This is a genomic window from Bacillus sp. SLBN-46, from assembly GCF_031453555.1.
Taxonomy (GTDB): Bacteria; Bacillota; Bacilli; order Bacillales; family Cytobacillaceae; genus Neobacillus.
In genome coordinates this window covers 4766241-4787059 of the sequence record NZ_JAVIZM010000001.1, presented here as the reverse complement: position 1 = coordinate 4787059, position 20819 = coordinate 4766241, and the positions used below count along the sequence as shown (strand labels likewise).

Genomic DNA, 20819 nt, shown 5'->3' with positions numbered 1-20819 from the left:
TTGATCTAGCTGTAGATTGAAGATTCTTAATGGGTTATTACAAAGGAACAAAAAATCAGGAAATCATTAACGATTTCCTGATTTTTTATGATTGAGATTGCTATTTCTTAATAGATAACAACCGGCTCATATGTGCTGAGGTTATCAAATACGGTTTTCATAACATTTGGCGGCGTGTTTACGCAGCCATGCGATCCTGCATTTAAATAGGCCTTGCTTGACCAGTTTGACCGCCAGCTGGCATCGTGGAACCCTTGACCGTCATTTGTAAAAGGAGCCCAATAGTTAACCTTTACGGAATAACTTTCATCTCCACCGAGCTCTCTGCCTGTTAGTGTGGAAGGTGTTCGTTTATAGAGGACATACCACACGCCTTTTGATGTATCATTACCGGTGTTGTGTTTGCCGGTCACAACATTTGTTGTGACTACTAATTTACCTTTTTTGTAGATCCAAATCCGCTGTTCAGCAATGGACACTTCAGCATATGTATCGCCAATACCATTGTTCGTAGTCGTTTCATAGCCGTATCCTTCATTCTTCCAGCCATGTCCAATAATATTAGAAGCAGCAAGGGATTTCGTTCCGTTTTCAAAAGCTGCCTGAATCTGGGCGGTTTCCTTTTCCACATCTAATGCCCAGCCATATCCTTGACCTTTTACCGAAATAACTGAACCTGAATGGGTTTTAAAGCTGAAATTTTTATTTAAAGTGGATTGAGTGTGATTAATTTCTGCAATCTTATTTTTAATATCACCCGCGTCAATCGTTACCTTCATGTCTTTTGAAACCGATGCATTTTTAATTAGTTCGCTGGCATTTAGTGAATAAACTTTATCCTGTACTTTATAATCAACAGTTTGCTGAAGGAGTTCCTGCAGCTTTTTCTCTTCATTTTTTACAATTTCACTGTCTTCCTTAATTGGTTGTATGAAAGCAGAATTCAGATGGATTTCACTTGTATATTTATGATTCTCATATTCTTTTAATAGATTGGCCACATCATATTGCTCTCCGCTAATACTTTTAGAGATGACAATTTTACCTTGTTTTAAAGTAACCTCTGCATCTTTAGGCACTTTTAAACTCTTATTAAGGGCGACCAACTTTTCTTCCACTTGTTTTTTCAGTGTCTGGCTTCGATACTGATCCGTTTGGTTAGGCTGTAATGAAAAGTTCTTTGCTTTTGATGAAGGAAAAAATGTCCGTTGGTTGCTTAATAGTTTTTTGACAGCTGACAAATCTTTATCTGAAAATACCATCTTCGTATCTTTTCCATCTAAGATTTGTTGTTCACCGACATAGACTATGTTTTTTAAATTAGCTGTTTTTAATTTTTTCAAAGCTTGATCAGCGGTCAGGCTCTTGACTTTTATACCATTTATCTTGATCTGTGCATTAAAGTGGGTTGCCTGATAATAGCTGATTGCACCCAATAAAATTGCAATAATAATGATTATGCTGGTTGTGATAACCTTCCAGTTCGAAAACCGCTTAGATGATTGTCTCCGTGGTATGTTACTTTCTTCCGTACGTAATGAACTTTCCATATAAAATTCCCCCCGCAACATGGTGGACTTGTTTCGATGTTCACCAACTTTAAACTGCATCCTAAGATTACAATTATATTACATTATTATAACTTTTGTTTACTATTGTACAAGATGTTTTAGTCGAAGTTTGTCATTATTTGTTTGGTTGGAAAAATTTAATTTTTTTTGGGATTAATTCATTCGAATTTAGCAAAAGATTCGGAGATTCAGAGCTTAGGTAGTTGCAGTATTTTTTTCTCCATTTAAGGTTGAATATTTTCTAAGAGGAAATAATTAAATAGTATAGAAGTAATAAACATGATCATCTTAATCCCAATAGAGGTTTATGTAGGAGGTCCTTATGCAAAAAATTGTTCCACATTTATGGTATGACAAAGAAGCGAAAGAGGCTGCCTTGTTTTATACTAGTTTATTTGACAATTCAAAACTATTAAATGTAACAGTGATTGAAAATACTCCTTCTGGAGATTCAGAATTGGTAAGCTTTGAATTGGCCGGACAGCCATTCCAGGCAATCAGTGCAGGTCCTTACTTCAAATTTAATCCTTCCATTTCTTTGATGGTAGCTTGCATCTCTGTAGAAGAAGTAAATACTAAATGGAAGGCTTTAGTAGAAGGCGGGACGGAATTAATGCCATTAGGTGAATATCCCTTTAGCAAGTGGTATAGCTGGGTTCAGGACAGATTTGGCTTGTCTTGGCAGTTGATGCTTGTAGATAATGGACAAGCTGATCAAAAGATTACACCTCACTTGCTTTTTTCTAATGATTCATGTGGGAAAGCGGAAGAAGCAATAGAGTTCTATACGGGAATATTTGAGGATTCAGAAATAGGGATAATCAGCAAATATGAAGCAGGAGAAGCCATGTCATCAAAGGCAAACGTGAATTATGCTGCTTTCAATCTTTGCGGTATGAATTTTACGGCAATGGATCATGGCTATGACGCCGATTTCAACTTTAATGAAGCATTTTCACTCATTATAAACTGTAAAGATCAGAAAGAGATTAATTACTATTGGGAGAGGCTTTCAGCCGTACCCGAGGCAGAACAATGCGGGTGGGTAAAGGATAAATTTGGACTTTCGTGGCAGATTGTCCCCAGGAACATTGATGAGATCTTGTTTAAAGGATCAAGAGATGAAAACAAGAGGGTTACTGAGGCACTCCTTAAGATGAAAAAAATTGATTTAGACGTTTTGGAAAAAGCTCGATTATGAAAGAATCATAATAAAAAGCTGACATGGCATTGGCCATTGTCAGCTTTTTCACGTTAAAACGTAAAGCGGGATACCTGTTCATCGTTGATAATTAAACCGTCTATCTCTTGGAAACATTGGATGCAACAAACTTTACTTGATCCTCCCGAACGCGTAGTGAAATCGCCTTCCACCAATTGTCTTTTGTAATCGTCTTTAAATGCAGCATACTTTTCTTTCCTTTCTAAAATAAAAAATTCAAATGAAAAGGAGTCTGGCTAGGTAAAAACATGCCACGGCTCCTTATTAAATATTCTTATTCTTCTTTATAAAAACGCTCTCCGGTTTCCGAGTTGAAGTAGACTACTAATCTTTTACTTGTAGTTGGATCGATGGATACCTCATTTGTTCGGACAAAGCCTTTAGGCACTTGTTGACCATGTTTTGCTTTGAAGCGGCGGTCCCAAATGAGCCACGATCCGATGATTAAAATAATCAGAACTAACAGTTGAATACCGTAAAAGCCAATAACCCATTTCATCGGTTATTCCTTTTCAGCAATAACAGCTGTTCCATAAGCCACAATTTCACTCATATTCTGGCCAATTTCGCCAGAGTCAAAGCGCATCATAATGATCGCGTTTGCACCCATTGACGTAGCGTTTTTTACCATACGGTCGATAGCTTGTTTTCTAGCATCTTCAAGCATTTCTGTATACTGACTGATTTCTCCGCCGATTAGCCCCTTAAAAGAAGCAATGATATCTTTGCCAATTCCTCTTGCCCTAACGGTTAATCCGAAAACTGGACCTAATACTTCCGTGACTTTATGATTAGCAATATTTTCGGTTGTTACAATAATCATATGAATCCGCCCCCTAACAAAAATAAATACTACACATTTATTTTACTTTGCTTTGGATATAAATACCATTAATTATTAAATCAACACCTATTTAAACTTAAATTATAGTATTTTTACAGATTCTTTTAGAGGAATGGATGAGAATGATTTGATGGATTCCAAAATTCTATTTTTTACTACCCCCATAATACATTTTGTTACATTCGTATTATTCTAATATGAATAAACAACTCACGAGGGGAATAGCATGAAAAAACTAACCAAGGGTGCCCTTACAATGGTGTTAGCAGGAGCTGTTACGTTTTCTGTTACCAACGCCTTATTAGCCACCCCACCCGCCAAACAATTGAAAGAAAAAATTGCTTCAACAATATCCGGGGACCGAAAAATAGTGGATGTAACCAAAGAAAAAACGGTAGAAGATCAAACGTCAACATTGAATGTTAAAGACCGGCAAAACAAGATTGCTCATAATATAGATTCTTTCCAAGTGGCATTAAAAAATGAGAGTGATAGGTCCATTGCAGCCAATCAACAGAACACTAAGGAATCTATAACAAATCCTGCCAAAGCTAATGCAACAACAACTACTACGCCTGCTGAACCAACCATACCTGCAACTAGCTCAAAAGCAACAACGCCAACAAATACATCAACGACACCAACCTCGACCACTACACCAATGACGACGGGATCGAATACACCAAGTACTACCACAACGCCTTCTAACTATGGGCAACAGGTTTCTCAAGCTGCAAAAGAAAAGGCTGAGAGTCGTCAGGATAGTAAAGAAAACAACGGAAAGAAAATGTAGTTTTTTCTAAAAGGGATCACCAAAAGATGGTGGTCCTTTTTGATTATAAGTCAAAATTAAAAGGTCTTCCCCAAACTGGGAAAGACCGCTGTAAAGACTCCATTACATATATTCCTTAACCTTCCCGGTAGAGGTTTCCGGAGTTACATTACCATTTCGTTTTAGTTTATTCCAACCAACGGTTACTCCCTTTATTGCTGAGAAGATAGACTTTACCACCACGTAAGTCATAAGCTGCTTGTACAAGATTCGTTGCAAAAACAATGAACCCAGTGGTTTAGGACTTTCTTTCTCCAATCGAAACGCGTATAGAGAAGTAAAGAAATCTAGCAAGTAGAATAAGAAAAATCCGATGGCTGCTCTTCCAGGGTGCGTGCTAAAAAGGGCAAAAATGAACAATATATCCGCAATAGGCGATATGGTTTGATAAATATATTGAAAAAGCCACATGTTAGGAAGACCGATAAATCCTAAGGATTTATGTTTTTTATTGAATAAAGCCCCACGATGCTTCCATAAACATTGTAACGTACCATAGACCCATCGGTATCGCTGTTTTGCTAGGCTTTTAATATCTTCCGGTACTTCAGTAAAGGCATAAGCCTTTTCTTCAAATTCTATCTTTTTCCCTTGGCGTAAGAGAGTAAGAGTGATATCAGTATCTTCTGCCAATGTATCCTCTTGATAGTATCCTGCTTCTTGTACGTCCTTCTTTCTCCATGCACCGATTGCACCTGGTACAACCGTAATACAATTAAGAGCGGCAAAGGCCCTTCTCTCTAGGTTAAACCCTGTCACATATTCAATATGCTGCCAGTTTGTAAGAAGGTTTCCCTTATTGCCAACCTTGACATTCCCGGAAACAGCTGCAACATCTTCATCTTTAAAATGGTTAACTAGCAAAGAGATACCATCTTCAGCGATAAGTGTATCAGCGTCAAGTGCGACCACGATTTCCCCTTTTGCTTCTTTAAAACCAAGATTAACAGCGGAAGATTTTCCCCCATTGGATTTTTTAATTAATCTGACTTGAGGGTGGTTTGCATAAGTATCATGAACAACAGTAGCCGTTTCATCCTTTGAGCCATCGTCGATAATCAACACCTCAAAAGCTGGGTAATCACTGGATAAAATAGATTCAACCGTCTTGCAAATTACTTTTTCTTCGTTATAGGCAGCAATCACAACACTGGAAAAAGGTGTAAAGCTAGGGTCGATTTCAATCTCTTTATACCTTTTTACCTGTTTCCTAGAAAGGAAAACAAAGACAACTAGCCGTAGAATTCCTAAAAGGATAGCGGAGTAGAACAGGATGTTTAATCCTGAGTGCCAACCTTGTAAAAGCATAAATACAGCCTTGTTATAGACCAAATAAGGGCTGTCCTGATTAACAGGGGGCATAAGTTGAGTATTACTTTTTCCAAGTAACTCAGCAACGGTTGTAAATGTATAGCCGCGCTTTTTAAGTTCTTTAATAATAATAGGGAGCGCCTTTACAGTATTAGAGCGATCACCGCCAGCATCGTGAAGCAAAATCACATTTCCTTCTGGCAGCTGATCCAATACCCGTTTCACTATTTTTTCGCTAGAAAGTGCTTGCCAATCGTCAGAGTCAATTGTCTCACCAACTAAGGTATACCCCATATCCTGTGACTGCAATATAGGAGCCAGTTCGCTTCTTGTGGCTGGTTCAGCATCGGCCACATACGGCGGACGGAAAAGGGTCAGCGAATGACCAGTAATTTCCTGAAATAAACGTTGGGTTGCATTTAACTCCATTCTCATTTGAAATGGGGTGATGGAGGTAACTTCGGAATGGGTAAAGGTATGGTTGCCGATTTCATGTCCTTCATTAAATACCCTTTTAACCAGTTTCGGATGCTTCATAGCATTTTCTCCGATAATAAAGAAAGTTCCCTTTATATGATTCTTATCTAAAATGTCGAGTATTTGTGGTGTATAGGTTGGATCCGGACCGTCATCAAAGGTTAGGACTACTTCCTTACGTTTTGGCTTTCCATACCGAGCCAGATTATAGGGCATTGGTAATTTTTCATAGGTTTCGCTTTGAATCAGTCCGTTCGAATCCAATTTAATCAATCTTTTTCCTTTTTCTGCTTGAGAATTAATTCTCAAAATTTCTCCTGCCCCTGTATTGTGAACAGGCTTAGGATTGACCAGGGTTTTAAGGGCAGTGGCTGGATTTTGCATTTCCTTTGGTTTATTTATATATTTCCAAATAGAAGGGTCCTCAGAACCGAGTCGCCAAACCGCAATTCCACTTGAGCCACTTTCTTCCGCTACCTTCATTTGATTATAAAATGTAGCAGCATCTAAAAACCAAACGATATGGTTTTTTCCATTTATTTTATACATTAAATAAGGGTTTCCTGATTGTTGATTCCAATGAATTTGAAGGTTGGTTCCAATTCCCAAATCCATGATATCCCCGAAGGCTACCGTTTTTGCAGGCTGATTAGAGTTTAATTCCCAGTCGTAACCATAGCTTCCCAGACCCGCAATCAATTTTTCGGAAGGGATATCTAGCTGATTTAAGTTCATCTTTACCCAATCAGATGGAGCGACAGGTCCAGGTGTACTCATCGAATTGTGCTGGTCATATAGCATGACAATCATCCGATCCACTTTAGCTGCTAAAGAAGCATAGTTAAAACTATTATTCTTCGGCGGGACATCCATTGTGACCATGAGACCATGCTGATGAAATGTTTCAGAAACTTTACCAATAAAACGAGTGAAATGATCTTTGTCATTTGGATGGATTTCTTCAAAGTCTATATTAATACCGTCAAAGTCATTCGTTCTCACATAAGCTAACAACTTATTAATAAAAAGATCTTCAGCACCAGGTGTAGTAAATAATCGATGCAGTGTATTACCATCCCATTTGTTTTTATTAAAATTATGAACTAATGGGAGAATCTTTATATCATGTGCTTTTGCGTCTGCCACGATAGAGCTGTCTGTAGAGGTTTTAAGGGTAAGACTAGGAGTAATCTGCAGCCACTCCGGAACTAATGTTGTAACCGAATTGATGTTTTTTTTGAAAGAAGTTTGGCTGTTTTGGTCCCAATTGACGTAAAAACCATAAACTTCTTGTTTACTAGATAGTAGTTTTTTATCCGTATTTTTTTGTATAAGCGGGCCGGCATTCGTTTTTTGTACTTGTGAAGCAAGCTCTTCTTCACTGAACATTGTATTAATTGGCTCGATCTCGCTTGTTGTACTCTCCTTCAATTGCAGCTCAGGAAATATCGGATTCGTAGTAAGACTTTTGATAAAAATTGTCGACACTAAAACAATTAAAACCATAAAGCCTGCACTCATTCTTTTGATAATGGTCCAGCGTCTTTTTGCAGGATCAAGAAAAACATGTTCTTGATTTAATTCCCCTTTTTTAAGCCCCAAATTGTAAAACCAGTGGAAGAAAAAATAGCAGACAAGGCCAATCAATCCTCCAAAGACACCTGATACAATGCTTTGTGAATGTTGGATTTTAGTCTTTAGGGCAGAAAATAGCCAATAATCTTCGAATATACGTAAATCCAGGATAGGTAAATCACGAATATTAGGAATAAAAATGGTAATCAACGTGCCAAGGAACAAGGCGACGATATTAAGACGGAACAATAGTGAAAAAGCAAGCAATAATGGAATTCTAAAACTATTCAAAGGTAAAAAGGCCAGAAAAAAACCGAGTGTACTTGCAACCGCCCCTGCATTTCCAGTGACAGGTGCAAACAGTGATTTAACAACCCACCTAAAAATTCGATTCACTTAGACTCCTCCCTCTAGTTGTAGTATCAAGAAATGTATAACTATAAAAATACAGGTGTGATAATTGGTAGTTATCTTTAAAGTTGTCCATTCAACTAAATATGACTAACATAAAAAGCTTAGGTTATCTTTTTAGGATTTTGGGGGTTGAAAGAAAAAGTCTTTAATTTTTAATTGGTAATGGAGGATATTTTTGTTTATTAAAAAAAGCCTGCTTCATAGATCATACGAACTAAAAAACAGGCTTAAATTAAGAAACGAGGGCTTTTAGTTTGTTTAAGTAACTTGGATGGCAATATCACTTTTATTTCCGTACCTTCAATAGGTGGTACATCATTGTCCCCCTATTTAGTCCCATCCCATTAAAATTGTGTTTCTTGTTGGAAATGATGTATAGATTACAGGAAAATTTTAGATATCCATCTCAACGTTCCTGCCTGGGTAGAAAGACAATTGCGGATCCAATTGATTTTCTTTTGCTGTTCGTACGCTGGGAGTAAGTCTAAAAACAAGTGTATGACTCCCTAGAGAGGAGCGATACTTCTCAACATGGGATTGTGAAAGGCGTTTATCGTAGTAGCCGGGTACGTACTTATCTAGCATGCCCTGCATTGCCGAGGTGGCTTCGTTTAAATCACTTACCGTTTCTAGTACTCCGAACAGCATCACACTCATGTAAGCAGTATCTGTTTTGGCGGGGATAGGACTTACCATGGTTCCGTAATCTTCAGATACTGTGAAACAACAGTTGGGATTGGCATGAATCAAATTTATTTTTCTCCCTTGTGCAGCTCCATGAAAATACAAAGCTTCATTCATCCAGATAAAATTCAAAGGAACCACATAAGGAAGCTCCCCATCTGTTAATCCAAGGTAACCCGTCCGTGCTTGGCATAAAAACTGATCAATACGCTTATCATCGGTACATATTAATTTTTCTTGGCGGATCTTATGCATTTTTCATCCCATCTTTCTTTATAAGTGATAAAATCATTTTAGGAAATTTCTGTACATGATAAAAGTGACAGAATTAAAAAGTTTAATAGGGACAGATGGAGGGCTAACAGTGGAACTTACCCCATTTTTACATAGGGAGTTGTCTGAGCCGTTATACAGCCAGTTGTATCATTGGATTAAGAAGGAAATTGAAGAAGGAAGGCTCTTGCCAGGAATGAAGATGCCATCAATTCGCCAGCTAACGACTCATTTAAAGGTCAGCCGGAACACGGTTGAGGCAGCATATCAGCAGCTACAATCAGAGGGATATCTCGAAAGTGTCCCTAAAAGTGGAATATGGGTAGCTGAGATTGAGAAACCTTCACTACATCCGATTGATGTGGTACATCCTATTATGTTGGAATGCAAGCCTTCAAGCGAGGTCCTTGTGGATTTTGAATATGGAAATGTCGATCTTGACAAATTTCCCTTGAAGCAGTGGAAGAAATGTCTGTCAGACGCTGTTGATCAAGAGAACAACTGGTTATTTGAGTATAGTGAAAAACAAGGTGAGTTTGCATTGAGGCGGGAGATTTCAAACTATTTACTACAATCCAGAGGTGTACGCTCTACACCAGAACAGATTCTTATAACGGCCGGAACACAAACTTCCATGGCGTTGATCTGCCGTCTTTTAGCACTCCAGAAAAAATTCGTGGCCATGGAAGAACCGGGTTATAGTGGAGTACGCTCTGTCTTTGAAGACCAGGGATGTTATATTGAACCCGTGCCTCTTGAAAAGGACGGATTGTCAGTGGAGCATATTCAAACGAGCAGGGCAAAAGCCGTATATTTAACACCTTCTCACCAATTTCCATTTGGTATGGTTCTGTCCATTTCGAAAAGAATGCGATTACTAAAATGGGCTTATCAAACTGGGGGATACATTATTGAGGATGATTATGACGGCGAGTTTCGATACCGGGGACAGCCTATTCCTTCGCTGAAATCCCTGGATGAAGAGGAAAAGGTAATTTATTTAGGTACATTTTCTAAATCATTTCTTCCTTCAGTCCGGTTAAGTTATATTGTATTTCCACCTTCTCTAATGGTTCAATATTCACGAAAGTTCGCGGATTACAACCAATCTGTCTCTCCTATTATTCAGAGGGCTATGGCCCTGTTCATGCAATCCGGAGAATTCGAAAGGCATATTCGAAGAATGCGCAAGCTGTATCAAAGAAAACATCAGACTCTGTTAAGGAGTATTGAACAATATATGGGCACTAAAGTAAAAATTGTGGGAGAAAAGTCAGGCTTGCATATCATATTGAAACTAAAAGATGTATCCACCTTCGAGCTGATTGAAAATGGTCTACAGAAGGGGGTCAAAGTTTATTCCCCGTTAAGGTTTTGGCTTAAGCCAACCCCCGAAGGTAATTCCTATATCATGTTAGGATTTGGAGGATTATCAATAGAAGAAATTGAAAAAGGAGTCAGATTACTTGCTAGCTGCCTCCCATGAAGGGTAGATAGGTTTCATCCTTAACTCCACCTACTCATTAATGAATTTTTTATCATAATTTATTATCGATTTATTTTTTCCTTTTTTTCTTTTCCATTCAACAAAAAGAAGATTTAAAGCAATAGCAAGGTAAACGGCTATCGGAAAACTGATGGATGCATCCCAAAAAATGGAGAATGGGATGACAATAATTCTAAAGGAAACAAAAACCCATGTGATGGCATAACTTCTAAGAATCCAAGTTTTATGTGAGGGTATTCTTTTTTGGAATCCCCGAAGGACGCCCATAGCTGTTGTCCCAAGCCAAAAAGCATTCAACACGAGGAAGGCAATCATAGTTGACCGGCCACCTGTAGAAAAGAGAGAAATGTAGGGAACCAATAATACATTAATAAAAATGGTAAACCCATAAATTTTTCCTAAATTCTGATGTAGCTTTGGGTTTTTACGGCTCATTTTCGTTAATTGAAACGGACCGATTGCCAATGCAATCGTACCGAGAATAATATGAGGATAGAAAAAGGCTTCCCAAACGGGTAAATTAAAGTTTGCGTCTTCCATTTTTCCTTTCACCATTGGTGCGTTTTCAGTCCCAATTATAAAAAACATCACGATTATATAAGCGCTGAATAGTAGAACAGTAAAATAAAGTCCGACTACTGCCAGATTTAACTTTTTGCTTTTTTTCACAAGTATATTCCTCCAATTATTCTATATTTTTATGATTTTTTCAAAACATAAGTACGGTACTTTTCTTAATGGAAACCTGACAGACCCTCTTATTTGATAACCAGCTCTTTCATACATCCCAACGGCAGCCGGGTTTTGGGAGTACACATCCATACGAATGCTGGTATGTCCTTTTTCCAAGGCATATTCTTCAGCAAAGTTTAGTAGTTTTTTTCCTATACCCTTACCTTGATGGAAAGGATGGACAGCTAATCGATGAATGATTAATGGCCTGCCTGTATGATCTTCCCACTGAAGTTTCAAATACTGTTTACTTTCGTTTGTATCGAGAACAATAGCACCAATAAGGTGATTTTCCTCTTTGATTCCAAAAAGGGTTCCATTTTTTAAATCATTTTTCATAACAAAACGGTTCGGATAAAAACGGTCCCATTGATCGATACCCTTTTTTCTTAAATCAGAAGTGATTGCAGCGTAAAACTGCTTCACTTCGGGGAATTCTTGTAATCCTATTGTTATGAAATCCATGCTGATCACCTCTCGTTTTTGCAAAAACCGACAGTCGGTATGCAAAAGGGGTGGGAGAATCCTTATATGGATTTTGCCCAACATACTTCATTCTTTCTATGACAATGTCTGAATGAGTAATTTAAAAATATCACTTGTTGCTACTTGTTCATCTTCAGAAGAGGAAAGAATTTGCGTTACCCTAAGGCCATATGAAAAAGTCATAAATAAGGTGGCCATTTTTTCGGCATCGATAGTGGGGGGAATCACACCATTTTGTTGACCCATCTCAATCCATTGAACACCAGTTGACTTACTATATTGGTAAACACTTTTTAAAATACTTTTAACCTTTTCATCATCCTGGCTTAACAGATAAACAAATATTAGATTCCCGACATCATTTGGATTCTGTCTACTATGGAAAAATTGAGTGGCCATCCCAAACCGTCCAGCGTCAGGGGTAGCCCCCATCGAGTGGCTGATCAACTGATTAAATTTTTCATTCACTTGTTCTATTTTGGTTTTTAAAATAAGCCCAAACAATTCGTCTTTACTTGCAACGTAATGATAAATGGCCCCTTTAGAAAGCCCCGTTCTTTCAATAATGTCTTTGAGTGTCGTATTCCTGCAGCCTTTTTCCAGAATAAGTTCCTCAGTTGCTAATAAGATATTCTGAAAGCTTGGGTTATCATGAGAAGTTGGATTAGACATTTTCTGTACCTTCCTTATTCAATTTCTGGATGTATCATTTTACATTCATTATTAAATCTAAGCGAGTTTTTGCGTATCGGCGATAGATGACCGTCCATAAAATCGTTACCCCGAGCACACTGTAGAAGATGATTTGTGAAACAGCTAAGAAAGCAGAAATCGAGAGTTCATACACAAGAATGGTTTTGATAACTGCTTCTGCTAAGAGGGCGATGCCCCACACAGCAGTCATTAATCGGATGACAAAGCGAAAATAGGAGTACTCCCAGTTATTCGCAAATTTGCCCTTCTGTTCTGACTCGTCATTTGAACTGAATCTAATGGCAAAATGATAAATGAGCGGTTTGGAATAGAAGAGGGAACCTATAAAGATTAGTCCTAATATTCCGGTTACTAACGATTCTCTCATTAAAATCAATTTCTCATTCCCGCCTAGTAAGAACGCCAATAAGCTAAGAACGAAAGCTGTCAGCATAAACAGTCCAAACGCATCAGCTTTCCTATGCTTCACAATGTGATAAAGATTATCCAGCAATGGAACCATCGTTGCAAGTAGCAATGAAACAAAACTTGAGAAATGATCCAAGAGTAAATTATATACGACAACAGGTACGAGTCCGTTTATTAAGATACTGACGATAACAGATTGAATAACCTTCCTTTTAGAGCTTATATTCATTTTATCTCTCCTTACTTTCCTGTATTTATATTCCAATTATACAAACCGACCGTCGGTTTGTCAAATTATTTTTATAAAAATTACATAAGGTGATTCTTGTGGCCGCCTTAATGAAATCTGTAAAGAGAGGGATGGTCTATTGAAACGAACGGCAGAAACTCTTGTTAATTTTCAAACAAGAGCACCGTTCCTCTGCTTACATGGTTTGAAAGAAGCTCAATTTATTAATAGTATCACTATTAATAAATTGAGCTTCTTTACAGGAGAGATTTAGATGAAAATTTATGTTGATGCAGATGCTTGTCCGGTAAAAGATACTATTATTTCTGAAGGAAGGAATGCGGAAATTCCAGTTATCCTCGTTACGAGCTTTTCTCATTTTTCTAATGCAGAACAGCCATCAGGAGTGGAAACCAATTATGTTGATTCTGGAGCAGATGCTGTAGATTATCGGATTATGAATTTAGCAGAAACAGGAGATATTATTGTTACGCAAGATTATGGTCTTGCTTTGCTAGGATTAGCAAAAGGAAATATAGTCCTCCACCATAAAGGGTTTAGTTAACAAATGAAAACATTGACCAATTATTACAAACACGTTATTTAAGTGCAATGGCTCGAAAAAGCGGAAAGTGAACAAAGGACCCAAGGCTTTTACAGCAGAAGATCGGGAGCAATTTAGGAGGTTTTTTAAACAAGTTATTTCTCGTTATGAATAACCAAGGTTTAGTTTCCTTATTTAAATGTTTTAAGGGACACTAGGACGGGGGATTATAACTAGCTATTAGATTACATACCTTACTTTGAAAATGAGGTTTGGAGGATTTTTATAAAAATTACATATGATTCGGATCAGTTAAAAGGGCCTGTGATTATAGTTTAAAGTACATCCATTATTACCAGCCGGCAATTTCTAAGCAATAGAACCGTCCCTTTGTTTTAAAGATTTTTTAAAATAAAGTTTATTAATGCTATACTTGGGGAACGGATTGGGTTCTGAAAGGAGATAAATATTTTGAAGTATATGAAATCGCAAATGCAACAGCTAATCAAGGATAATAAAGAATTGCATGCACGCTTTAAAGAGATGAAGGCAGAACACGGCCTTGAAAAAAACAATGCCCTCAAGGCTTTGTACCATTCAGAAGTTGCTGACGGAGGAAAGTACCAGTTAGCCTACCAAGAACTTGACCACCCCAAAAAGTAGACTCAATTAAGGCTTTAAGGGGAAAATCGATCCGCCATATTAAAACGAAAATCAAAGCCAGTGTCATTCCTGATATTAAGACTCCTCCAGCAGGGTATGAAGAAAGGTAGAAAAAGAAAGTTATCTAATGAAACTAACACATGTAGACGTACAACGGTGAACCGAACCATAAATGGTGGCTGTTTTTTATTAATGCTTCTTCTATCTTAATTTCTAAGAGGAAAATTATAAATTTAATTGAATTTATAAATGACCAACAACGTTGCCTTAAGGAGATGAAGAGCGTGGGGATATTTGATAAATTCAAGAAGAAGGAAAAGAGAGATTATATAAAAGAAATAATTGCTATATTGGATTGTGATTGCTCGATTATTGAGGAGAAGAATGTTAAAGGTGTGATGACCAGGTATCATCAAGCTCTCAGGGAAGGCAAAAAAGAAGGATATACTCCTCTTATCATTATCCCTTCAGAGATGATGTTAGAGGTCATAGACGCAAAGGCGGATAAAGAATACTTGAATGATAAAGGATCAATCATAGCTAAAGCGAAGGATATTGATGTAAACGAATTGTTAAAGAACCTTCTTGATGAGGTCATACCCGTAGAAGAGGTTGAAGTCTACGATATCACAGGAGAGTTTGAAATAGAGGAACACACAAACCATTTTCTATCAATTGAAGAAGCAGTTAATGAAAAAATCATTCTCGCAAAGATTCCAACTGATGAACCTTGGGAAGTAGCTGCCTGGGTTCCTATGGGCGGGTATAATGAATGCCCGATGCCAGAAGAGCAAGTTGCAGTGTTCAAATATTGGTATGAAAAGTATGGAGCAACGCCCGCTTTAGTAACCTCAGATGTATGGGAATTATTTGTTGTGAATCCTCCAGAGACTCAAGAAGAATCAGAATTACTTGCTTGGGAACAATTTGGATTTTGTGGTGACATAGTTTTCCAAGGTGTAGGGACAGTAAATTCACTTGCAGGAACACTTATTCATTCAGCATTTTGGTATTTTTGGTGGGACTAAAATTAGTTGCCGATCATCACAATAAAAAGCACGCAACTGGCACAATTTATGCGCAAGACTGCATGCTTTGATAATACTCAACACTATTACATTATTTATCTACCAAGCCATCCACCATCGACAGCTAATAAATGCCCATGTACATAATTCGATGCATCTGATGCAAGGTACACAACAGTTCCTTTAAAATCTTCAGGATTTCCCCAACGGCCAGAGGGGATTCGCTCGAGAATTTGTCGATTACGTGTGTCATCATGTATGAGTGCCGTATTCATGTCTGTGGCAATATATCCTGGAACAATCGCATTGACATTCACATTATGCTTAGCCCATTCATTCGATAAGGCTTTCGTTAACTGAGCCACTCCACCTTTGGCTGCAGCATAAGCAGGAACGGTCAATCCGCCTTGATAGGAAAGTAAGGATGCCATATTAATGATTTTCCCTTTTCCGTTTGGAACCATATAGCGGCCAGCCTGCTGACATAGGAGCCAGACTGTCTTTAAATTGACATTAATCACATCATCCCAGTCTTGTTCTGAGAAATCTACTGAAGGCGACCGGCGTTGTATGCCTGCATTATTGACTAAAATATCAATTTTGCCAAAATGCGAAACCACAGTAGGAATTGCGGCTTTTACTTGATCGACATTTTCCAAATCACAAGGAACAATCAAGCATTTTCTACCTAATGATTCGATTTCTTCCTTAACGTCCAATTGTTCAGGTGAGCGTTGAAGGAGGGCAATATCTGCCCCTGCTTCCGCTAAAGAGAGAGCAATTGAACGTCCAATTCCTCTGGTAGCTCCCGTTACTGCTGCAACTTTTCCATCTAGTTTAAATAATTCGAGTACCATCTTTTCTCCTCCTCAATCAATTAGGTTGAAATAATATTTTTAAAGAAACATCTGGATTTTCCATTAACTTAAACCCTTCCGCAATTTGCTCTAGCGGTAACTCATGAGAAATAAATGGAGAAACATCAATCTTTCCACTTGCCATTAGGTCAATAGCTGTTTTAAAATCACTTCCACTGTAACATCTTGTCGTTGCCATCGATATTTCTTTAAAGTGCATTCCTGCTAAATTTACAGCTGGTGCTTGTTTGTATACGCTAACGACCATGATTTGTCCTTGAATCTTGCTTACTTCAACCATTTGCTTTGCCGTAATTTGTGTACCAGCCACTTCAAAAACAATATCTGCACCAATTCCATTTGTTAGTGATAAAACTTCATACGTAACATCTACTACTTTAGCATCCAATGCGGTAAAACCAAGTTCTCTTGCTTTTTCCAAGCGGTAAGGACTAATATCGGAAACGATGATTTGATTCGCCCCCGCCTGTCTCGCCATTAGGCCAATGAGCAAACCAATTGGTCCAGCCCCTAAAATGACTACATTATCGCCAACCTTAAGATTGGAGCGTCTTACAGTATGAACAGCCACTGCCACTGGTTCTGCCAAAGCCGCATGGGCATCTGATAATCCCTCGGGAATCATATGAAGTCGATGTAGGGGAACGGCCGCGTATTCTGCAAATCCACCATGCATATCGATACCAATGAGCTTTAATTTTTTACAAACATGAGATTGTCCAGATCTACAGGCTTCACACGTTCCACAGCTAAGAGTGGGTTCAATAACTACTCGGTCTCCAACTGAAAAAGCTGACTCCCCGTTCAATTCTTCAATGACACCGCTAAACTCATGCCCCATTGCTAGAGGTGCTTTTGCACGAGGATGTTTTCCTGAATAAATCATCATATCGGTTCCACAAATTCCAGCATAGGATACTCGAATAAGGGCTTCCCCTTGTTTTAATGTTGGTTTATCAAGTTCACCAACCATTACCTTTTTTTCGGAAATATACAAACCCGCCTTCATAACTGCCATTTTCATAACCTCCAATTATTTATGTTGTCTACTTGTCGACAAGTTAATTAATAAAAGAAACATCTCTTTAATAAAAAAGATGTTAACTTCTTTGTCTACTTGTCGACAAGTTAATCAATAATGGAACATCTTTTTAAAAAAAAAAGATGTTAACCTTCAATTAATCCTGGTTCATTTTTAACAGGGTTTCACTAACAGTTTTACGAGTATCTTTAAAATGTTCTTGAATAATTTCTTCAATAAGATGAAAATCTTTTGAAACTAGAGCTTTCACGATTAATCGGTGTTTTTCAATAAGAGGTTCTATTTCATCCGTTTTTCCTACAAATCGTTTTCCAGTTGCCACTAGAAGGGCGGTTAGTACGATTTCCCGTATACTATTCCATAAATGCGAAATCCTTGTATGGTTGATCCCCAAAATCATTTCTTCATGGAAACATAAGTCCTGATAGGAAAATTCAATATAGTCTTGGTGTTTACCCGCCAATTCCATCTTGTCGATGATTTTATTAAGGGTCTCCACTAATGGCTCATGGTCAATCTGAGAAAGGCGTTGCAATACAAAGCTTTCAATCATAAAACGAACATCATTTAGTTCATCGATATCCTTTGACGTCAAGCCTAATACCACAGCACCCATCCTTTCTAAACGGATTAACCCTTCCACAGAAAGCGTTCTCAAAGCCTCTCTAACTGGTGATCGACTCGTCCCAAATTCAGTTGCAATCTGATTTTCAGATAATAATGAGCCTGGATGAATACTGCCACTAATAATTCGTAATCTTAATTCACTTACGATCTTTTCCCCAAGTGAAGCCCTTTGTAGCCATGATGATGGATACTGCATACTTTTCAACTCTCCCTATAAGTCTTCGCGAAAAGATTTCTTTCTTATAAGGTAAATATAGAGGAAAAAATCCAGAATGGAAATAAAACCTCAAAACACATAAGAATAGGGCATTTCGCCGTGTACTTGTATACAAGTTAAAGTTTACGGAATATTGATAATCCTGTCAACAAAAAAATGTAAGCGTTATTATAACACCGTAAGCAGGAGGTAGGTAAAATCCAAATAAAATAAAAGCGCTTGCATTTTGAAAAATCTGTTTTATAATACTTGTATACATGTATAACTGTTCAACAAGGAGGTGAGTTCTTGAACGAAACGAAGGAATATCTATATCCCACAAAATGGCTTTCAAAAGCTTCCACTGGTGAGCGTGTAACATGCGAGCTTAGAATGCAAATTATTTCCGGTTTAGTTGAAAGCGGTACCATCCTATCGGAAAATAAATTAGCAGAAGAATATAATGTAAGTCGTTCACCCATTCGTGAAGCTTTAAAAATGCTAGCCTCTGAAAATATGATTCGATTAGAAAGAATGGGTGCAGTCGTCATTGGTTTAACAAAGAAAGAAATAGAAGAAATCTATGATGTCCGTATCCTAATAGAAACATTTGTTTTTGAACGGCTTGTAAAAATAGATACTAAAGGGTTAGTGAGAGAACTTAGTAAAATACTAGAAATGATGAAAATTGCCATAAAATACAAAGATGCCGATGAGTTTTCATTTCAAGATCTCTTATTCCATGAAACGATCATTCGTTCGATTGGTCATTCATACATTTTGCTTATATGGAATAATGCAAAACCTGTTATGGAAAGTTTAATTCTATTATCGATGAGAGCCCGTCTCGAAGAAAAATATGATGATTTTGAACGGATTGTGGAAAATCACCAGCTTTATATCGATGCCATAAATACAAAAAATAGAGATCTTATGATCAAGTCATTACATCAAAATTTTGATGATGTTCAAGGTAAAGTGGAAGACCTTTGGATGTCACAACAAATGCTCTCTAGAGAGCAAAAATCTTAGAAGTAGTTGTACCTATTAGAAGAAGATTATACACGGATTGCCAATGATCAAAGAGGACTAATTAATAAAAATATATAAATATCTTTGGGGGAAAAAAGCATGCCATTAGTAATAGTAGCAATAGGGATATTAGCTTTACTCGTATTAATCATGGGTTTAAAATTAAACACCTTCGTTTCACTTATCGTGGTCTCATTCGGTGTGGCTATCGCACTTGGAATGAAATTAGATGAAATCATCGCAACAATTGAAGCAGGCTTAGGTGGAACACTCGGACATATAGCATTAATCTTCGGACTTGGTGCCATGCTGGGTAAATTAATTGCCGATTCAGGAGGCGCGCAGCGAATTGCGATGACTCTCGTTAATAAATTTGGCGAAAAGAATATTCAATGGGCTGTAGTGGCTGCTTCATTCATTATCGGTATTGCTTTATTCTTTGAAGTAGGATTAGTTTTATTGATTCCAATCGTATTTGCCATTTCAAAACAATTAAAGGTTTCTATTTTATATCTTGGTATTCCAATGGGAGCAGCTTTATCTGTCACACACGGATTTTTACCGCCGCACCCAGGACCAACCACCATTGCAGGTGAATTTGGTGCCGATCTTGGCCAAGTATTACTTTACGGTTTTATTATTGCTGTTCCAACAGTCATTATCGCTGGTCCTTTATTTACAAAGCTAGCTAAAAAATTGGTTCCTGCATCATTTTCAAAGACTGGTAATATTGCCTCTTTAGGTGAACTAAAAACATTTAAACTTGAAGACACACCTGGATTTGGTATCAGTGTATTTACGGCAATGCTTCCTGTAATCCTAATGTCAATCGCTACAATTTTAACTTTGCTTCAAAAAACTATGGGATTTGCAGATAATAGTTTACTAGCTATTATTCGTTTTGTTGGCGGTGCTTCCCCAGCAATGGTTATCTCTTTATTAGTAGCTATTTACACAATGGGATTAGCGAGAAAGATCCCGATCAAAACAGTAATGGATTCTTGTACAGAAGCGATTTCACACATTGGCATGATGCTCTTAATCATTGGAGGCGGCGGTGCTTTCAAACAAGTATTAATTAATGGTCATGTAGGTGATTATGTAGCCGAATTATTTAAAGGAACTAACATTTCGCCGATTCTACTGGCTTGGATTATTGCAGCAATTTTACGTATCTCATTAGGTTCTGCGACAGTTGCAGCCTTAACCACTGCTGGATTAGTCATTCCAATGTTGGGTCAAACCGATGTAAACCTAGCTTTAGTTGTACTTGCAACTGGTGCTGGAAGCCTTATCGCTTCACACGTGAACGACGCTGGTTTCTGGATGTTCAAAGAGTATTTTGGTTTAAGTATGAAAGAAACATTTGCCACTTGGACATTACTTGAGACGATTATTTCGGTAGCTGGATTAGGATTTGTTCTCTTACTAAGTTTATTTGTATAAACTTAAAAATAGTAGGCTTTTACTACGGGCAAAAACCCTCACTTCTTTGAAGTGGGGGTTTTTTATTGAACGGGGCGTACAAGG

20 protein-coding genes and 1 pseudogene are annotated in these 20819 nt (G+C 37.7%); 9 read left to right on the top strand and 12 right to left on the bottom strand.

All coding sequences use genetic code 11. From position 1 onward, the window contains the following. Window positions 1–107 precede the first annotated feature (107 nt). Entirely contained in the window at window positions 108–1550 is a 1443-nt protein-coding gene (locus tag QFZ87_RS24390) for a L,D-transpeptidase family protein (RefSeq protein ID WP_309867386.1), read from the bottom strand. Between the two features lie 343 nt (window positions 1551–1893). On the opposite strand from QFZ87_RS24390, the gene QFZ87_RS24385 reads away from it, so the two are divergent. Further along, window positions 1894–2772, top strand: a complete 879-nt coding sequence (locus tag QFZ87_RS24385; RefSeq protein ID WP_309867383.1) for a VOC family protein — start codon at window positions 1894–1896, stop codon at window positions 2770–2772. A gap of 295 nt (window positions 2773–3067) precedes the next feature. Here QFZ87_RS24385 and QFZ87_RS24380 read toward each other — a convergent pair whose 3' ends face one another. Together QFZ87_RS24380 and QFZ87_RS24375 are read right to left on the bottom strand one after the other, a co-directional pair. Beyond that, window positions 3068–3292, bottom strand: coding sequence for a hypothetical protein (locus tag QFZ87_RS24380; protein WP_309867381.1), 225 nt, complete (start codon window positions 3290–3292; stop codon window positions 3068–3070). Between the two features lie 3 nt (window positions 3293–3295). Then, the gene (locus tag QFZ87_RS24375) at window positions 3296–3616 is read right to left on the bottom strand and encodes a YbjQ family protein (protein WP_309867380.1); all 321 of its coding nucleotides are present in this window, start codon (window positions 3614–3616) and stop codon (window positions 3296–3298) included. Between the two features lie 247 nt (window positions 3617–3863). Here QFZ87_RS24375 and QFZ87_RS24370 point away from each other — a divergent pair, with 247 nt between their 5' ends. After that, window positions 3864–4430, top strand: coding sequence for a hypothetical protein (locus tag QFZ87_RS24370; RefSeq protein WP_309867378.1), 567 nt, complete (start codon window positions 3864–3866; stop codon window positions 4428–4430). A 102-nt stretch (window positions 4431–4532) separates the two neighbouring features. On the opposite strand, the gene QFZ87_RS24365 is transcribed toward QFZ87_RS24370, so the two are convergent. Together QFZ87_RS24365 and QFZ87_RS24360 are read right to left on the bottom strand one after the other, a co-directional pair. Continuing rightward, a complete protein-coding gene (locus tag QFZ87_RS24365; protein ID WP_309868093.1) occupies window positions 4533–7859 on the bottom strand; it encodes a trifunctional glycoside hydrolase family 18/polysaccharide deacetylase/glycosyltransferase family 2 protein in 3327 nt (1108 codons plus the stop codon). Between the two features lie 780 nt (window positions 7860–8639). Next, complete coding sequence (locus QFZ87_RS24360) at window positions 8640–9185, bottom strand: pyridoxamine 5'-phosphate oxidase family protein (RefSeq protein ID WP_309867376.1); 546 nt, start codon at window positions 9183–9185, stop codon at window positions 8640–8642. 55 nt (window positions 9186–9240) lie between these two features. On the opposite strand from QFZ87_RS24360, the gene pdxR reads away from it, so the two are divergent. Beyond that, window positions 9241–10689 carry a MocR-like pyridoxine biosynthesis transcription factor PdxR gene (pdxR, locus tag QFZ87_RS24355; protein ID WP_309867374.1) on the top strand — a complete coding sequence of 483 codons (1449 nt, stop codon included), beginning with the start codon at window positions 9241–9243 and terminating at the stop codon, window positions 10687–10689. Window positions 10690–10719: 30 nt separating this feature from the next. On the opposite strand, the gene QFZ87_RS24350 is transcribed toward pdxR, so the two are convergent. The 4 genes from QFZ87_RS24350 to QFZ87_RS24335 all read right to left on the bottom strand — a co-directional run bounded on the left by QFZ87_RS24350 (window position 10720) and on the right by QFZ87_RS24335 (window position 13279). After that, the gene (locus QFZ87_RS24350; protein ID WP_309867372.1) at window positions 10720–11379 is read right to left on the bottom strand and encodes a DUF2306 domain-containing protein; all 660 of its coding nucleotides are present in this window, start codon (window positions 11377–11379) and stop codon (window positions 10720–10722) included. A gap of 21 nt (window positions 11380–11400) precedes the next feature. Next, window positions 11401–11907: a GNAT family N-acetyltransferase gene (locus QFZ87_RS24345; protein ID WP_309867369.1), complete on the bottom strand. Its 507-nt coding sequence runs from the start codon at window positions 11905–11907 to the stop codon at window positions 11401–11403. Window positions 11908–12003: 96 nt separating this feature from the next. Further along, window positions 12004–12600, bottom strand: coding sequence for a TetR/AcrR family transcriptional regulator (locus tag QFZ87_RS24340; RefSeq protein ID WP_309867368.1), 597 nt, complete (start codon window positions 12598–12600; stop codon window positions 12004–12006). Between the two features lie 34 nt (window positions 12601–12634). After that, window positions 12635–13279 carry a VC0807 family protein gene (locus tag QFZ87_RS24335; protein ID WP_309867366.1) on the bottom strand — a complete coding sequence of 215 codons (645 nt, stop codon included), beginning with the start codon at window positions 13277–13279 and terminating at the stop codon, window positions 12635–12637. A 139-nt stretch (window positions 13280–13418) separates the two neighbouring features. Here QFZ87_RS24335 and QFZ87_RS24330 point away from each other — a divergent pair, with 139 nt between their 5' ends. From QFZ87_RS24330 to QFZ87_RS24315, 4 genes and pseudogenes are all read left to right on the top strand, one after another. Beyond that, window positions 13419–13553: a hypothetical protein gene (locus QFZ87_RS24330; protein WP_309867363.1), complete on the top strand. Its 135-nt coding sequence runs from the start codon at window positions 13419–13421 to the stop codon at window positions 13551–13553. Beyond that, a pseudogene (locus QFZ87_RS24325) lies at window positions 13554–13998 on the top strand (YaiI/YqxD family protein). It begins immediately after the preceding gene. A 296-nt stretch (window positions 13999–14294) separates the two neighbouring features. Further along, the gene (locus tag QFZ87_RS24320; protein WP_309867360.1) at window positions 14295–14486 is read left to right on the top strand and encodes a hypothetical protein; all 192 of its coding nucleotides are present in this window, start codon (window positions 14295–14297) and stop codon (window positions 14484–14486) included. Window positions 14487–14770: 284 nt separating this feature from the next. Then, entirely contained in the window at window positions 14771–15514 is a 744-nt protein-coding gene (locus QFZ87_RS24315) for a DUF4253 domain-containing protein (RefSeq protein ID WP_309867358.1), read from the top strand. A gap of 95 nt (window positions 15515–15609) precedes the next feature. Here the strand turns inward: QFZ87_RS24315 and QFZ87_RS24310 are convergent, their stop codons facing one another. The 3 genes from QFZ87_RS24310 to QFZ87_RS24300 form a co-directional block, all read right to left on the bottom strand. Beyond that, window positions 15610–16371 (bottom strand): SDR family oxidoreductase, encoded by a 762-nt coding sequence (locus QFZ87_RS24310; RefSeq protein WP_309867357.1) that lies wholly within the window; start codon window positions 16369–16371, stop codon window positions 15610–15612. A gap of 16 nt (window positions 16372–16387) precedes the next feature. After that, the gene (locus tag QFZ87_RS24305) at window positions 16388–17410 is read right to left on the bottom strand and encodes a zinc-dependent alcohol dehydrogenase (protein ID WP_309867355.1); all 1023 of its coding nucleotides are present in this window, start codon (window positions 17408–17410) and stop codon (window positions 16388–16390) included. A 160-nt stretch (window positions 17411–17570) separates the two neighbouring features. After that, window positions 17571–18257 carry a GntR family transcriptional regulator gene (locus QFZ87_RS24300; RefSeq protein WP_309867353.1) on the bottom strand — a complete coding sequence of 229 codons (687 nt, stop codon included), beginning with the start codon at window positions 18255–18257 and terminating at the stop codon, window positions 17571–17573. A 309-nt stretch (window positions 18258–18566) separates the two neighbouring features. Here QFZ87_RS24300 and QFZ87_RS24295 point away from each other — a divergent pair, with 309 nt between their 5' ends. Further along, on the top strand, window positions 18567–19289 hold the full coding sequence (locus QFZ87_RS24295) for a GntR family transcriptional regulator (RefSeq protein ID WP_309867350.1): 723 nt from the start codon (window positions 18567–18569) through the stop codon (window positions 19287–19289). 99 nt (window positions 19290–19388) lie between these two features. Then, window positions 19389–20735, top strand: a complete 1347-nt coding sequence (locus tag QFZ87_RS24290; RefSeq protein WP_309867348.1) for a GntP family permease — start codon at window positions 19389–19391, stop codon at window positions 20733–20735. Window positions 20736–20819: the final 84 nt, after the last annotated feature.